Genomic DNA, 15,161 nt, shown 5'->3' on the forward strand with positions numbered 1-15,161 from the left:
CTGTTTTCTTTGCCAGTGATGGCAGCTTGCGGGCTTCGCTTCCGTTCGTGCTACGCGCAGCATTCGACAGTAGGACTCCGAGCCGACATTGCCTGATGGGAGAAAGCGTTCCTCCGATAGTGCAGATAGAATGTCCGGTTAGCCCCCTTCTGGATGCCCATCATTCTGCGGAGCTTGGTCACAGATTTGATACCATGAAGGTTTCTCACCCACGAACTCATGGGACTGGTTCTCGAGGCTGATATCTCCATCCAGCGCGTTAGCTGCGATTGGAAAACTGTCTTCGGTGGATAGTATCTCGCCGAGTGATGTGCCGCAGATTTTGCAGAAACACCGCCCATAGATATAAGGAGTGGTCGGTTTGTAAACGCTAACGCAGTCCTTGCCTGCAATCCATTTGAGGTCTTCCTTTTTTACGAACCCGATGGTGCTTGCGCCAACCTTACGGCACCTTGAGCAGTGACACGTTCCAACAAATGATGGTTCGTTCGTCAACTCAAACTGGACGGCTTTACAGCAGCAACTGCCTTTTATCATGTTATTCTCCGTTGTGTATGGTTGGCCTTCCTCACACGTTTGCTTGGCGACATAAACATGGCATGCTGACAGCATCATGGCAGCATTCAACACGAGGAACGTTTTTTGCGCAAAGCGGAACGATTATTCGAAATTGTCCAACTTCTGCGCCTTGCGCGGGAACCGATTTCGGCACAGCACATCGCAAATGAATTGGGATCGTCCAAACGTTCTGTATATCGCGACATAGCTGCGCTAAAGGCGCAAGACGTACCTATCCGTGGGGAGGCTGGCATCGGCTACGTCCTTGGAAAGGGATTTGACATGCCGCCATTGATGTTGACCTCCGATGAACTGGATGCTGCCGTTTTAGGTGCGCATTGGGTTGCTAGCAGAGGCGAACCAGATTTGGCAAAAGCCGCTCTTAACTTCCTTGCGAAAATCGAAGTGGTCGTTCCAGAGCGCCTGCGAGCACAGGTATTGGAACCTGCAACGAGTATCGCTCCTGTTGTTCCCGCCTTTGAGGCAGTCAACTCCTCGATCCTCAGGAATGCCATCCGGACACACCGAAAGGTAAAGCTGGTATACGAAGGTGGTTCTGACGCGGGCGCGGAACGCGTGGTCTGGCCCGTTCTGCTTGGCTATCGGGACGCGGGGCGCATTCTTGCTGCTTGGTGTGAACGACGAAGCGGCTTTCGATACTTTCGTACGGATCGTATGATTTCAGCGGACACTCTCGAGCAACGGATACCAGAAAATGCACTGGCTTTACGTGCACGCTGGCGTTCCGCGATGGACCAAGAGCGAGCAAGCTACGCAAATCACCCCCGTGAGGGTGGATGATGGTCTTCACGACACGCGGCTTCACGAAAACGGTCACTGGTGCAAAATGCAGCATCGGTAGAACTGGGCTCAAACCGGTCGTTCGCTGCAACTTGCTTGAAGGTCTACTTTGCGGGACTTTCCGGACCTACGCCAAGTTGGGGCCAACTGGCGCTTCCGGCCCAGACCTGCCGCTCGACTTGGTATCACGATGCCGCGATGCAGCCCGTCGAACCTGCCGTTCGCTGCACCTGCGAATTTGGGACCAGCTTGAATTCAGACAATGCGGACACAGCCGTCGTTCGCTGCGGTTCCATTGAACGGCAGCTGACAGATCCTTGCTGTCGCTTGCACCAGAGTTCGAGAACCGCGGCACCCACCGCTCCTGACATAGGATCGCTACACCGCAGCGCTCGCGGGTACCGGTCCTAATGACTTCTTGATCTCCGCCATAAGGTCGGCAGGGAAATCTCCCTCTTTCACGTGGCGATAGTTTACATCCGCGCTCTCCGCCTCGTGCACGCAGTACAGTTTACTCCTCCACCAGCACGAAGTCACCTGGCATCCAGGTCTTGTCGAACCATTCCTGACCAGGGCTGTAGAGACGGATGATAGACGACCAGGATTTCCCAGGTGTGGTCTGCACCCAGTTGCCTTCTTTGCCTTCCGGCGGCTGAGGCCCCACCCAGACGGTCCAGGAACCGTCTTCGTTCGGCTCGATCTCTGGGACTGTACTGTCGATCCCCGCAAGTTTCTGATCGGTTTCCAACATTGACCGATGCTGATTGTCGTAGACGGTAATCGACCAGAAATCGCCCGCAGGCACCGGCGTCGGCAGATCAATGCGATATGTCTTTCCACCATCCAGATAGACGCCGTCTGCATCTTTTGCCGTGAACCCGTAGACTGATCCGGACCCGACACGTGGGTTGGACATGGCCGGTGTAATGCCGGTGGCCATGTAATGAAAGAACGTCCGGTCGCTTAGAATGCGCACATCATCTTGAAGAAACTCGTGGCTCAGCCGGGCATAGGGCGTCGTCCATTCACGGCCTTCAAAGAGGTAGACGCCAAGATCGCGTGGGCTGAAAGACATCGCCCGGGCCGTTGCGTTCCCGACTGCACCCGCTTCAGTCAGGATATCCCGCATCCGCTGGTCAGGCTCAAACGGCTGACCGTGCCGGATGCCGATACTGTCGAAGATACCCGCGATTTCGGGCGGGAATGCATTGGGGGGTTCATATTGCACGGCGGCATTCAATTCTTCATAGAACGAAAAATCGTTTCCATGGATGGTGTTCCATTGACCACCGGTCAGCTGTACGAACTTCTGCTCCGGTGGATTCGCGATCTCGCTGTAGGGGAACATGCGGAAGTTATCTTTCATCCGCTTGACGGTGCCTTCCAGGCCGTCGTCGAGCACGAATGCCCGCATCAGAACAAAGTGCTTGTAGGTCGACGAATGCACAATATGCGCCCCGTTTTCGGGTAGCTCACCTTCGTACTCGGGCGGCACAAACAGATAGCGCCCACCTCGACCCTGATCCGGGCCCGTGAAACCAATATCGGTTACCCAACGGAAATAAGCATCGTCGATCGGACCGATGGTAACTGGCGGCACATCAACCACCACTGGACCAGTCTTGGTGTCGATACAGAACAGCACATACATGGTCGTGGTATTCGCGGTCAGCATAAGGCTGCGGGCGTCCAGAAGTTCCTCAGTGATCCCTGCGGCGAAAGGCTCTACGCCGTAATCTTCCAACCCCTTACAAAATGCGTGAACCGAAGTTGCCGGGATACCATGCAAGAAAGCATCGACTCCGCGCATGAAATCGAGGTTGTCCCAAAGTTTGCCGACGGTTTCTTCGGTCGGCAGACCGTCGAAAAAGTTGAGCGTCCCAAGGCGCTCGGTTTCGACAGTATCAGGCGTGAGGAGCTTTTCGGGGACCTTGGCGGCATAGGTCGGGCCGTCGGCGGACACGAAGTGCGGAAGGGTCGTGATGAAAACCGCTAGCACAGCCAGTTTTACCTTGTGGGGGATGAAATGCTGCACGTAAAATCTTCCTAACTTGTGGCTCTCGTTTTTCCTTAGAAAGGTGGCCTCCGCATTTCTTTTGTCAAGAGCGCATCTTGCGTAAGCATCGGCAACTGACTGCAACGCGCTACATCTACGCCAAAGCGCTTGGGTTTTTAGCCGCGACGCTCCTTTTGTATCGGCTGGGGCGGTTTGCTTGCAGCACCTGCAAAAGCGGGCGAATTCAATCTGGCCGCTCTGGGCTGAGGCTGTGTGAAAACTCAGTCCAGTGACCTCTCTCGTCGCCTTCGTTTCGAGCACCTGAGTAAACACTCCCCCAACTGCGCGACAGGACGCATCTAAGGCCCATTTTTGGTAGAGAAAGCCGAATGTCTGGAGTTTTCACACAGCCTCGGCTCGTTGCCGCCATGCGGCGGTTCAGAGAACACCTCGGTTTCGAGCGAATGTGGATGTCGGCATTCAACGTTGCGGTTTGATCAGTTCGCAGATGCAGCGAAAGCCCGCAATCCGCCCATTTTACCGAATGCTGCGACTTTCATCGAGGTCGCCTTTGGGCTCGAAGCAGACATTCGCTGCAATTAAGTCGAACGACTGCTATGCGAAGATACTGTTGAAAAACTCCGAATTTGCGCAAATCAGATTCAAAAACTGTTCGTGCAGACCTGGTAGGAATTCTCGGGTGAGGGGTCGGCCAAAATCCGACGCTGGCTGCCAGAGCGCGCCTCAACGACTGTCATCAATGCCGGAGTTGGACTTTTAGATTGATCGCCCGTTCGCGGAAAATCCGAGCTTCTCAGATTTCCGAGTTTTTCAACAGAATCCGAACCAAGCAGCCGTTCAAAAAGGAAACCAGCGGACTTCGACGTGGCGGTAAGTTGCTTGCATAAAGACTTCGGTGGGAATTGGCTTTACTGGATTTCGATAGCGTTCAGAATAACTCTCACTGTTCAATCTATTTTATAGGAGTTACAAATGAAATTAGTCAAATTCACAGCCGTTTCATGTATGGCAGCGGCTGCCTTCGCAGTACCGGCTTTTGCGGAAGACCCCATTCCTGGTGCTGAGGACGGCTTTGCACCGTACGGTGATCCAGTCGAAGGTTGGAATGTCTTCATCGATGCTGAGCGTCAGGCTTGTTTGATAGAGCGAACAGATGACTTTGGGCACGCGGTCCAGATCGGTCTTACCAATAACAAAAAGCATGCGTACATTGGAGTATTCACTTTGGCGGATGTGGACATCAAAAACAAACAGAAGGTCGAAATTGACATCAACGGTTTCGTATTCGACGGCAAAGCCCGTGGGATGAAAAGCAAAGACCTGCGCGGTGAATACAAGGGCGCCTATTTCGTTATCAAAGACGACAACATGGTGAATGCCATAATGCAGGAAGGGACACTGACAGCCTTCCCAAAGAAAACCAAGCAACCGATCAAAGTAAACCTGACTGGCGTCAGCGCGGCAGTCGAAGCAGCGCGCACGTGTACTGACGGTATTTCCGGTTAAAACTGCGCACTAAAAATTGCTCTAGCACCCCCGTGCTAGTGCAAATATTTCGCGTGAGCCGGACATCGATACCGTTTGAACGCCTTCATGCTCCATTGGCTGAAAGATTAACGATCACTCACCTGACGCAGTTACTCTGCAAAAACATTCTCAAAGTCAGTTGTTGATGAAATGCCCGCGTCGTCTGTATCTGGGATGATCGACAACGCGGGCCAAAGTCTGGTTATGGGACTATCCAGACTATCTGCAATTGGCTTTTCAGCACACGTAGGTGGCCGGTATGGCTTGAACTTTTTACCGCGACACCAGGGACACATCTCTACAACCATTTATCGAAACGACACTGCCACAACTGTCTGCACGAGCTGGATATTTGAATTCGCAGGAAAAGCTCAAGCGCGCGAGCGCAAACTTCTTATCGCGCGTAAGAAAACTTGAAATGTTATATTTTAGGTGCTGTCAGACGAATTCGAACCAGTCTCAGTTTGCCGCAGAAACCGTGAACCTATCCGGAACAAAGTTGACGCCACTCGCTAAGTGCGGCGGCGCGGGTCAGCTTGAAGGTGTCTCGGCTGGCTAGCGATCTTTCCTGGTTGAAGTGGTTGAATACGGAGGAATGGACGGAAGCGAATTTCTGTAAACTTCGCATGCGCCTGAAACGTTGCATAGCGCGTTCTCGTCGTCGAAACGGCAGGTGCGAATTCTCAACCCGGTTGTTAAGCCACCTGCCCGTCTGCTGTTTTTCCAGAGCGCCCAAATCTCTGAGCGCAGCCTTGTAGGATGCGAAGCGATCTGTGACTACTTCTTCAGCTTTGCCGTGGCGTTTCACTAATTTCTTAAGAAATTTCAACGCTGCAGCTTTGTTTCGGCGTTTGGTGACAACCGCTTCCAACACTTCACCTTCGTGATCGACCGCACGCCAGAGATAGTGGCGTTTGCCATTCTCCTTCACAAAGACCTCGTCCACGTGCCACTTCCATTTTGAAAAGGCTCGGAGTTGCTGAACACGCTTTCGTCTGATCTCAGCAGCAAACATTGGGCCAAACCTGTTCCACCAATATCGGACAGTTTCGTGGCTCACGTCGATGCCTCGCTCATGCAGCAGATCTTCGACATTCCGAAGCGAGAGTGGAAACCGAATATACAGCATCACCGCCAGGCGGATGATCTCAGGACTGGTTTTGAAGTACTTGAAGGTGGCAGGTTTGGTCATTCCTAAATGCTATGCACCCGCCCTGCCCCGCTCAAGCAAAGTTCTTCTGACAAGACCGTCTGTACAGCGGACTTTACAGTCCTCCAAGTTTTGCTCCGAAGGGCCGCAGTCAGCTCAACGTTGACCTCGTCAATTTTCACTTGGACGGCAAACCAAGGATAGCTCTGGCTTGCGCCGGTGTTGCGACTGGCCGGCCGTACTGCAGGCAGATATCCGACGTGCGTTCGACCAATGCGGCGTTCGATGAGGCCAAAGTGTTTTTGTCCAGACGCACATTGTCTTCCAGACCCGTTCGCGCATGGCCTCCTGATGAAATTGCCCAGTCGTTCAAGACAGTCTGCTGCGCACCAATCCCGGCGGCACACCAAGGCGCGCCAGGAAACAGTCTGTTGACAGTTTTTACATAGAAATCAAAAACCTCACGGTCTGCAGGCATCGCGTTTTTGACACCCATGACAAATTGGACGTAGGGCGTATCTTTGATTTGCCCCTTCCGGTGCATCTCAGCCGCCTTCAGAATATGGCTCAGATCGAAGGCTTCGATCTCGGGTTTGACGCTGTGGGTAACCATCTCGGCCGCCAACCAGTCGACCAGATCAGGTGGGTTCTCGTAAACGCGCGTCGGGAAGTTGTTCGAACCTACGGACAATGAGGCCATATCAGGTCGCAAAGGCAACATGCCACCACGCGTCTTGCCTGCCCCGGATCGCCCGCCTGTCGAAAACTGAATGATCATGCCGGGGCAGTATTTCTCCAAACCCTCTTTCAATCTCGCGAATTTTTCAGGATCGCTTGACGGCGTCTCGTCATCGTTGCGCACATGTGCGTGGCAGATGGCTGCCCCCGCTTCGAACGCTTTATGGGTGCTTTCGACTTGTTCTTCAACCGTTATAGGCACGGCCGGGTTATTGGCTTTGGTTGGCAATGACCCGGTTATCGCGACGCAAATGATGCACGGATCGCCCATTTCAAACCTCTTTGGTTGCTAAGACGAAATCGAACTCGACATCCCAATAGGGACCCGCAAAGCCAACTTCCGCAGAAGGTGCTGGGTCATCGACGCGGCGGAATTCGGCGATCAGGCTTTCCTTGATACCACAAACGGAATCCGAATGGAGGTATTTATCTTCGGGGTCAAAAATGTGGGTTGTCAGCTCATCATACCCATACTTTGAGACAGTGTAATGCAAATGGGCCGGGCGAAACGGATGGCAACCCAACCGATTCAAGAGGTCCCCTACGGGGCCATCGTAAGGATTTGAATAATGTTTGGGCCTGACAGCGCGAAACCAGTATTTTGGTGCTGTCAAACGAATTCGAACCAGTCTCAGCTAGGCCAGCATAGCTGCCCTTTATGCCGCACCAAGTTCGCGCCACTCGGCAAGAGCGGCGGTGCGCGTCAGCTTGAAGGTGTCTCGGCTGGGTGCTGTCAGACCAATTCGAACCAGTCTCTGTTTACCCCTAAATGCCGGAACTTATGCTGAACAAAGTTGGCGCCACTCGGAGAGAGCAGCGGCGCGGTTTAGCTTGAAATTGTCTCTGCTGTAGAGGGCGCGTTCCTGATTGAAATGGTTGTGGACGGAAGAATGAACTGCGGCGAACTTCTGCAAACATCGCATTTGCCTGAAGCGGAGCATCGCACGTTCTCGTCGTCGAAATGGCAGATGGGAATTCTCGGCCCGATTGTTCAGCCAGCGGCCGGTCTCTTGCCGACTACCGTTCCCGACAACTCTCATCGCCGCRCCATAAGACCGCAGTTTGTCYGTCACGATGGATTCAGGTTGACCGTAGCGTTTCATTGATTTTCTGAGGAATTTCAACGCAGCTTTGCGGTCACGGCGCTTGGTCACATAACTTTCCAGCACCTCGCCTTCGTGATCCACAGCCCGCCATAGGTAGTGCGTCTCGCCATTGATCTTCACGAAGACCTTGTCCAGATGCCACTGCCAGTTCGAATAAGATCGCATCCGATTGACCCTGTTTCTGCGGATCTCTGCCGCGAATATCGGGCCAAATCTGTTCCACCAATAACGCACAGTTTCGTGGCTGATTTCGATCCCACGCTCGTGCAGAAGGTCCTCGACGTTTCGGAGCGAAAGCGGAAAGCGAACGTACATCATAACCGCCAAGCGAATAATTTCTGGACTGGTTTTGAAATAGCGAAAAGGGGAGCGTTTTCTCATCACAGCAGGCTACGAAACCGACCTACCCGCCTCAAGCTGGTTTCTTCTGACAGTGCCTGCTTCGTCGCTAAAATTGTTCCTGCAACAGATCAGACGGCATGTTCTGAAAGCACACGGGCCGCAGGAACCGCCTGATCGACAGGGTTCCGACGGAGGTTGCCCCGAAATTGGTCGAAGCGGGATAGGGGCCTCCGTGCACCATGGTACCGCTGACTTCAACGCCTGTTGGGAAGCCATTTATCAGGATGCGCCCAGCCTTGCGCTCAAGGATTGGCACTAGCGACTTCGCGGTCTCCATATCACTCTCATCAATGTGCAACGTACAGGTCAGTTGCCCTTGCAGTGCCAGAGCAACAGCGCGCATTTGATCCAAATCATCAGCAACAACAATCAGACCAAGCGGGCCGAAAACCTCTTCTCCCAGTTCTGCGTTAGCCAGCCAATGTGCAGCCGTTGTCTGATACAGATACGGCGTCGCGGTTCGCTGATCACACATGGTGGTCAACATACCTTGGACACCCTCGCTGGCAGCGATACGTGATTGTCCATTACGATATGCAGCGGCGATCCCATCGGTAAGCATGGTTTGTTTACCAACCTGTTCCAATCCCTCGATCGCAGCCTCAGTCAGGGCCTTGGCGTGATCTTTAAGGATCACGACAATTCCCGGATTCGTACAGAATTGCCCTGCCCCCATTGTCAGCGATCCGGCCCAACCTGCGCCGATCTCCGCCCCACGCGACGACGCGGCCTCGGGCAGAATGAACATCGGATTCACGGAACCCAATTCACCGAAGAACGGGATCGGCTCGGGGCGGGCAGCGCAAAGGTCAAAAAGTGCGCGACCACCAGGCAGCGACCCAGTGAACCCAACGGCTTTGATCAGCGGGTGTTGCACAAGCGCCTGCCCCACATCGCGTGTTCCACCCTGAACCAGCGAAAACACACCCGGGTGAATGCCGCATTTTACTATTGCTGCGTGAATGGCTTCGGCTACGATTTCGCCTGTACCTGGATGAGCAGAATGGCCTTTTACGACAACTGGGCAGCCCACAGCCAGCGCCGCGGCGGTGTCGCCCCCAGCGGTAGAAAAAGCCAAAGGAAAATTCGACGCTCCAAAAACGGCCACAGGGCCAATCGGTCGCTGGATCATCTTGAGGTCTGGGCGCGGTAAAGGCGCGCGATCGGGGAGGGCTTCGTCATGTCGGAGATCTAGATAATCGCCTTGCAGGATGTGCGCTGCGAACAGGCGCAGTTGGCCCGTGGTACGACCACGCTCGCCTTGCAGACGTGCTTCGGGCAACCCAGTTTCCTGCGTTCCGATTTCTGTGATGGCCTCAGCGCGAGCTTCAATCTCATCAGCGATCGCGTTCAAAAACGCAGCGCGGTCCTCGCGGCTGGAATAGCCATATGACCAGAACGCTTGCTCAGCAGAGTTAACAGCATTGTCGACATGCTCCGCTGTCCCGACCGAGAAGTGATGTGAAGGTCCATGTGCAGGTTCGGAAGTAAAGTGACTTTCTCCGTCAACCCATTGGCCAGCGATGAGGTGTTTTCCGTGCGGTTCGAATATCATGTTCAGTTATCCCAATGTGTGACCATGTCACAGGCAATATCAAAGGCGGCGCGGGTGGCACCGACGTCTGCTCGGCCCTGTCCGGCAATGTCGAAGGCTGTCCCATGTGCGGGTGTTGAAACCGGGAAAGGCAGCCCGCCCTGGACGGTTACACCACGATCAAATCCCAAGAGCTTCAAAGCGATCTGCCCCTGATCGTGATACATCGTCACAACGGCGTCGATATCCTTGGCCACAGCCTTGAGAAACACCGTGTCAGAGGGCCATGGGCCGTCGATTGACATCTGTCCGCCAGCGAGCTTTTTCACGGTCGGTTCCAGAATGTCGATTTCTTCTGTTCCAAAGTTCCCGCCATCGCCGGCATGCGGGTTGATAGCGGCCACGGAAATTCGCGGGCGCTCCATACCTGATCGGCGCAACACGTTGTGGATCAAATGCACGGCTTCTGTGACACGCTCTTCGCTGATCGTGTCAGCGACATCTCGCAATGGAATATGGCTTGTGACACGGCTCGTCCACATGCCGTCCAACGTGTTTAATTCCGAAATGTAGCTGGTTACGCCCAGCTTCTCGGCCATGTAGTGCAACTCATCATCATGTCCCAAACCTGCGAGATGCATGGAGGCCTTGTTAAATGGACCAAAGACAATGGCATCGATAACACCGGTCTGAACGAACTCCAGAGCTTGATCCAGCGTTTGCAATACCGAAGCACCGCCCTCCTGAGAAACTTCTGCTACCCTGATCTCATCCGGGGCGATGGTATCCATTGCGTGGTGAGCGAAGCCCTGCTCGACAGTCCAGTTTGTTGTGACGTCGGCAGGGATCAGATCATATTGGCATTGGGCCACGTTCTGGCCGGCCTCAAATACGTGCGCATCGCCGATCAACAGGATATCAGCGGCATCTGCTACGCCCTCAGAACTCAGCAAGCGCGCGATCAACTCAGGCCCGATGCCGCTGGGGTCACCGGGGATAATGCCAATTTTGGGTTTCATGCTCACTCCTCGGGGGCTCTGTCCGCGTCATCTGAATGAATGCGGGCGATGTTCTCGATTGTACTTTTCAGATGGTCTCTGAGTGCGCGGCGCGTTGCCTTGGCATCGCGTCTTTGCAGGGCGTCTGTGATGTCGGCATGTTGCGCCAGTGTGTTATCCCGGCGATCGACTTGCTGTGAAGAAAGAAAGCGCGCGCGCCAAAGTCGAGCGTTATACTGTCTGTGCGTTTCGATCAGGGGCTCATTCCGGCTGGCTTCAACGATGGCGGCGTGGAATTGCATGTCCAGTTGGAAGAACTCAAGCGGCTCCAATCGCGACGAATTTTTGAACATCCGGGCACCCAACCGCACGATCTCGGCGATCTCGGCCATTGTAGCCTCGATACAGGCCATTTCACCGGCCAGCGCTTCGAGAGCGCCAAGTACGGAAATGTACTGCGTCAACTCATGCAGAGACGGGTCAGCTACACGCGGGCGACGGGTGGCAGAATATTCAACAAGCCCTTCAATTTCCAATAACCGCAACGCTTCGCGCAACGGTGTGCGGGACACGCCCAGAGCATCGGCAAGATCGCGTTCTGGAATAGCAGTTCCGGGGGCAAGTTTACCCAGAAGAATAAACTCCCGGAGGTTATCCGCCGCTTCTTCGGCCAGTGTGCGACGGGGTCGCACGCCACCTTCTTCTTTCAGGTTATCAATCCAGCTTTCACTCAATTCATTTCCCCCACTTCAGGACCATTGGATCCAGAGGTTTTAACAGGTCTATCAACCGGCTGCGGATGGCGGGATGCAAAGGAGGGATCGGATGCCGGCAGAATTCCGACTTGATTACGCCGCCTTCGACCATGGCAGCCTTACACGATTGCCAGCCACATTGCCGGTTTTCATGATTGATTGCCATAGCCACACGGCCATAGGCTGATGTCGCTTCGTCGATACGCCCGGCGTAGTGATGGGTCAGCACCGGCTTGATCTGGTCGACAATCATCCCAGAGGTCATGGAACCTGTCGCCCCGGCGTCCAGATCCGCCAAAAGCGTAATCGCCTCTTCGCCGTCGAAAGGCGCTTCAATGGCCTCGCTACCCTGTTCGATCAATGCACGGATCTTGCTAGCCGCACGCGGGCACTCGATCTTGAACAGCTTGACCGCTTCGATCTCTTTGGCCATGCGCACAAGAAGAGGCACGGGCAAATCTACACCTGACAGCGGCGCGTCTTGCACCATGATCGGGATACCTACTTTGCCCACGGCTTCGAATTGCTCAAAGCTCTGTTCAGGCGTGCCTTTCAGCAAAGCACCATGATAAGGGGGCATCATCATGACAATGTCGGCGCCAAGATCCTTGGCAAATTGCGCGCGTTCCACGGCGATCTGCGTCGCATAATGGCTGATCGTAACGATCACCGGCACGCGACCCGCAATATGTTCAACGGAAAGCCGGGCAAGAACCTCTCGTTCTGCATCGGAAATCAGAAACTGCTCAGAGAAGTTGGCCAGAATGCAGATCCCGTCTGCGCCCTGATCAATCAAACAATCCAGAACCCGCTTCATCCCTTCAAGATCAAGCGAACCATCGGGGTTAAAAGGAGTGGGAGCAACCGGCCAGATACCAGTGTAAATGCGGCTCATTCTTCCACCTCAAAGTCATGCAGGTGTTTGTCCGAGATCTCGATACCAAGACCGGGTTTGTTGTCATCCAGATCAAGGTATCCGTCGACGGCATCCGGGTCACCTTCGAAGATGTAGTAGAACAGCTCATTACCGACTTCGACATCGAAGACGGGGAAATATTCACTGATCATGCAGTTCGTATTGGCCATGGTCAGGTGGTAGTTGTGCATCTGCCCGGCGTGCGGGATCACAGGCACTTGGAAGGCTTCGGCGATGGCGTTGATCTTTTGCGCCGCCGTAATACCACCCACCCTGTTGGTGTCATATTGGAGAACGCTAACGGCCTTTTTCTCGATCAGATCTTTGCAACCAATAACCGAGAACTCATGCTCACCACCGGAAATTGGCACGATGTTCATGGCGTTCAGTTCCCGGTAGCCTTCGACATCATCCGCAATCACCGGCTCTTCCAGCCAGCGTGGTTCGTATTTGACCAACTTGGGCAACATCCGCTTGGTGTAATCAAGGTTCCAACCCTGATAACATTCTAACATCAGGTCCACATCGTAACCGACAACTTCGCGGACCGCTTCCACCCGCTTGAGGTTTTCGCGCATGCCCGCCATACCGTCTTTGGGACCCCAGCCAAAGCGCATCTTGTAGCCTTGGTAATTGTTCTTCTTCGCTTCCTCGGCTTCGGCCTGCATCATTTCGATCGGGCCAGAATAAAGCTTGGAATAATATACCGGGATTTTCTCTTTGGTGCGCCCGCCCAACAGTTTGAACACCGGCTTTCCAGTCAGCTTGCCCATTAGATCCCAAATCGCCACATCAATCGCGGAAATCGCGGTCATGCCAACACCTTTGCGGCCCCATGCATGCGAGCGGCGATACATCTTTTCCCAAAGATAGGCATAATCAAATGGATCTTCGCCAATCACCATCGGCGCGAACCACTCGTTTATGGCTTTCTTCACGACATTCGGTGCAAGAGCTGCGTTACCAATCCCGACCGTACCGTCTTCGGTTTCAATCTCGCAGGTCAGCCACTGATGAAAGCGGAAGGACGACATAGCATCCCCTTTTTCCCACAAAACGTCACTCGCGTTGGTGCAGAAGTTGCCAGTTGGCGGAACGGTTTTGCCTTTCCAGTTCCAGACACGTGTGCGGACTGATCTAATTTTTGTCATTGTTATTCTCCAGTCGACTTAAGCGGCGAGCGTTGTTTGAAAAAGCGTCCCCAGATCGTCGGTCCAAACAGGGCCAAAACTGTGAGAACAAAGAAGAAGAGCGACAACGGGCGGGTTAGCATCAGCCACCATTTTTCGTCGAGCATGACCATGGATTGACCAAGACGGGTTTCAAGCATCCCACCAAGGATCAGGCCAATCGCCATAGGCACAACCGAGAAACCATGTCGGCGCATGAAGAAGCCCAAGATACCCGAACCGATGGCGATCCAGACGTCCATCATCGATTGCTCCAGCGCATATGCCCCAACAATCGAGAAGATAAAGACGATGGGCCACAGGACCTGGATCGGGATCAACGTGACGCGAGCAAATATCTTGGCGCCCCAGAGCCCGATGAAGAAGAAGATTATGTTGACCAGCATCATCGACCAGAAGATGGCGAATGCGAAATCGGCCTGTTCCGTGAACATGGTCGGGCCCGGACGCAATCCATGCACCATCAGACCGGCAAGGATCACAGCGGCGGTGGGGCTACCTGGAATGCCCAGCGCAAGCGTTGGCACCATGGCACCACCGGTTGCCGAATTATTTGCCGCTTCAGAACCAGCAATTCCCTCGAGCGAGCCTTTGCCGAACTCTTCGGGTTTCTTGGACCACCGCTTGGCCTCATTGTAACCGATCATCGAGGCCACAGTTGCGCCTTCGGCAGGTAGAATGCCAATGAATGTGCCGATACCTGATGATCGAAGAATGGTCTTCCAAACGCGCGAGTAATCGTCTCGGCTGGGTAATTTTATCGCTTTCATGATGACCTGTTTGCGTTCCACATGCAGGTTATCGGCCTGCACCAGAAGCTCCGAGATTCCGAAAACGCCGATCATGACAGGTACGAAGGGAATGCCTTCGCTCAGCTCGTTCATACCAAAGGTGAAGCGTTCGATCGAGGTCAGCAGGTCAATACCCACTGTGGCGACCAGCACGCCGAATGCGCCAGACAGGATGTTCTTGACTGGAGAACCGTCGCCTATAGTGGCGAGCATCGAAAGACCAAAAACGGTCAGTGCGAAGTATTCAGGAGGCGCAAAGTTGTAGGCCGCACGGGCCATTAGCGGGGCAGCGGCCATCAGGCACACAACCGAGATTATGCCACCGATGGTCGAGGAGACCGCCGCCATCCCCAGCGCACGGCCTGCCTCGCCACGTTGTGCCAGTGGATAGCCGTCAAGGCAAGTGGTGGCACTGGCCGAAGTCCCTGGCGTGTTGATAAGAATAGCGGTGATTGCGCCTGCAAAAGTGGCAGCGCAATAGATTGTCGTCAGGATGGCGATTGCCGGGATCGGCTCCATCGTGATGGTAAATGGCAACAGTAGCGCGACGCCTGTAGTGGCGTTAAGCCCGGGAAGCGCACCCACGAGGACTCCACCAAGGGTGGCTACAAAGATCAACATCAACAGATGTGGATCAGCTAACGCCAACAGTCCGTTCAGGATAGCTGCATCCATGGT

General features: G+C 54.2%; 14 protein-coding genes. 2 read left to right on the forward strand and 12 right to left on the reverse strand.

What is annotated here, in order from left to right; all coding sequences use genetic code 11:
- Window positions 1-138 precede the first annotated feature (138 nt).
- Entirely contained in the window at window positions 139-615 is a 477-nt protein-coding gene (locus tag DHN12_RS18505; RefSeq protein WP_306418414.1) for a GFA family protein, read from the reverse strand.
- Window positions 616-642: 27 nt separating this feature from the next.
- Here DHN12_RS18505 and DHN12_RS18510 point away from each other — a divergent pair, with 27 nt between their 5' ends.
- Window positions 643-1,359: a YafY family protein gene (locus DHN12_RS18510; protein WP_108861513.1), complete on the forward strand. Its 717-nt coding sequence runs from the start codon at window positions 643-645 to the stop codon at window positions 1,357-1,359.
- Between the two features lie 511 nt (window positions 1,360-1,870).
- Here the strand turns inward: DHN12_RS18510 and DHN12_RS18515 are convergent.
- On the reverse strand, window positions 1,871-3,394 hold the full coding sequence (locus DHN12_RS18515) for a DUF1254 domain-containing protein (RefSeq protein ID WP_199913542.1): 1,524 nt from the start codon (window positions 3,392-3,394) through the stop codon (window positions 1,871-1,873).
- A gap of 954 nt (window positions 3,395-4,348) precedes the next feature.
- Here DHN12_RS18515 and DHN12_RS18520 point away from each other — a divergent pair.
- Complete coding sequence (locus tag DHN12_RS18520; RefSeq protein ID WP_145974851.1) at window positions 4,349-4,882, forward strand: hypothetical protein; 534 nt, start codon at window positions 4,349-4,351, stop codon at window positions 4,880-4,882.
- A 505-nt stretch (window positions 4,883-5,387) separates the two neighbouring features.
- Here the strand turns inward: DHN12_RS18520 and DHN12_RS18525 are convergent.
- From DHN12_RS18525 to DHN12_RS18570, 10 genes are all read right to left on the reverse strand, one after another.
- On the reverse strand, window positions 5,388-6,095 hold the full coding sequence (locus DHN12_RS18525) for an IS6 family transposase (protein ID WP_108861514.1): 708 nt from the start codon (window positions 6,093-6,095) through the stop codon (window positions 5,388-5,390).
- 136 nt (window positions 6,096-6,231) lie between these two features.
- Window positions 6,232-7,062, reverse strand: coding sequence for a 3-keto-5-aminohexanoate cleavage protein (locus DHN12_RS18530; protein ID WP_108861515.1), 831 nt, complete (start codon window positions 7,060-7,062; stop codon window positions 6,232-6,234).
- A 1-nt stretch (window position 7,063) separates the two neighbouring features.
- Window positions 7,064-7,405, reverse strand: a complete 342-nt coding sequence (locus DHN12_RS18535; RefSeq protein WP_234416695.1) for a hypothetical protein — start codon at window positions 7,403-7,405, stop codon at window positions 7,064-7,066.
- A 165-nt stretch (window positions 7,406-7,570) separates the two neighbouring features.
- Window positions 7,571-8,278 carry an IS6 family transposase gene (locus DHN12_RS18540; RefSeq protein ID WP_108861517.1) on the reverse strand — a complete coding sequence of 236 codons (708 nt, stop codon included), beginning with the start codon at window positions 8,276-8,278 and terminating at the stop codon, window positions 7,571-7,573.
- 67 nt (window positions 8,279-8,345) lie between these two features.
- Window positions 8,346-9,854 carry an aldehyde dehydrogenase (NADP(+)) gene (locus DHN12_RS18545; protein ID WP_108861518.1) on the reverse strand — a complete coding sequence of 503 codons (1,509 nt, stop codon included), beginning with the start codon at window positions 9,852-9,854 and terminating at the stop codon, window positions 8,346-8,348.
- A gap of 2 nt (window positions 9,855-9,856) precedes the next feature.
- Window positions 9,857-10,852, reverse strand: a complete 996-nt coding sequence (locus DHN12_RS18550; RefSeq protein WP_108861519.1) for a 4-hydroxythreonine-4-phosphate dehydrogenase PdxA — start codon at window positions 10,850-10,852, stop codon at window positions 9,857-9,859.
- A 2-nt stretch (window positions 10,853-10,854) separates the two neighbouring features.
- The gene (locus DHN12_RS18555; protein WP_058276391.1) at window positions 10,855-11,565 is read right to left on the reverse strand and encodes a GntR family transcriptional regulator; all 711 of its coding nucleotides are present in this window, start codon (window positions 11,563-11,565) and stop codon (window positions 10,855-10,857) included.
- 1 nt (window position 11,566) lies between these two features.
- A complete protein-coding gene (locus tag DHN12_RS18560; protein WP_108861520.1) occupies window positions 11,567-12,481 on the reverse strand; it encodes a dihydrodipicolinate synthase family protein in 915 nt (304 codons plus the stop codon).
- Window positions 12,478-13,653 (reverse strand): L-rhamnonate dehydratase, encoded by a 1,176-nt coding sequence (locus DHN12_RS18565; RefSeq protein ID WP_108861521.1) that lies wholly within the window; start codon window positions 13,651-13,653, stop codon window positions 12,478-12,480. The genes DHN12_RS18560 and DHN12_RS18565 overlap by 4 nt, the downstream gene beginning before the upstream one ends.
- A gap of 2 nt (window positions 13,654-13,655) precedes the next feature.
- Complete coding sequence (locus DHN12_RS18570) at window positions 13,656-15,158, reverse strand: tripartite tricarboxylate transporter permease (RefSeq protein WP_108861522.1); 1,503 nt, start codon at window positions 15,156-15,158, stop codon at window positions 13,656-13,658.
- Window positions 15,159-15,161: the final 3 nt, after the last annotated feature.

This window comes from Ruegeria sp. Alg231-54 (assembly GCF_900143525.1).
Classification (GTDB): Bacteria; Pseudomonadota; Alphaproteobacteria; order Rhodobacterales; family Rhodobacteraceae; genus Ruegeria.

What these genes read in the sequence shown, in the direction of transcription:
- DHN12_RS18505 (WP_306418414.1), bottom strand. Translation starts at nt 615, where the DNA reads ATGATGCTGTCAGCATGCCATGTTTATGTCGCCAAGCAAACGTGTGAG.
- DHN12_RS18520 (WP_145974851.1), top strand. Translation starts at nt 4,349, where the DNA reads ATGAAATTAGTCAAATTCACAGCCGTTTCATGTATGGCAGCGGCTGCC.
- DHN12_RS18525 (WP_108861514.1), bottom strand. Translation starts at nt 6,095, where the DNA reads ATGACCAAACCTGCCACCTTCAAGTACTTCAAAACCAGTCCTGAGATC.
- DHN12_RS18530 (WP_108861515.1), bottom strand. Translation starts at nt 7,062, where the DNA reads ATGGGCGATCCGTGCATCATTTGCGTCGCGATAACCGGGTCATTGCCA.
- DHN12_RS18545 (WP_108861518.1), bottom strand. Translation starts at nt 9,854, where the DNA reads ATGATATTCGAACCGCACGGAAAACACCTCATCGCTGGCCAATGGGTT.
- DHN12_RS18550 (WP_108861519.1), bottom strand. Translation starts at nt 10,852, where the DNA reads ATGAAACCCAAAATTGGCATTATCCCCGGTGACCCCAGCGGCATCGGG.
- DHN12_RS18560 (WP_108861520.1), bottom strand. Translation starts at nt 12,481, where the DNA reads ATGAGCCGCATTTACACTGGTATCTGGCCGGTTGCTCCCACTCCTTTT.
- DHN12_RS18565 (WP_108861521.1), bottom strand. Translation starts at nt 13,653, where the DNA reads ATGACAAAAATTAGATCAGTCCGCACACGTGTCTGGAACTGGAAAGGC.
- DHN12_RS18570 (WP_108861522.1), bottom strand. Translation starts at nt 15,158, where the DNA reads ATGGATGCAGCTATCCTGAACGGACTGTTGGCGTTAGCTGATCCACAT.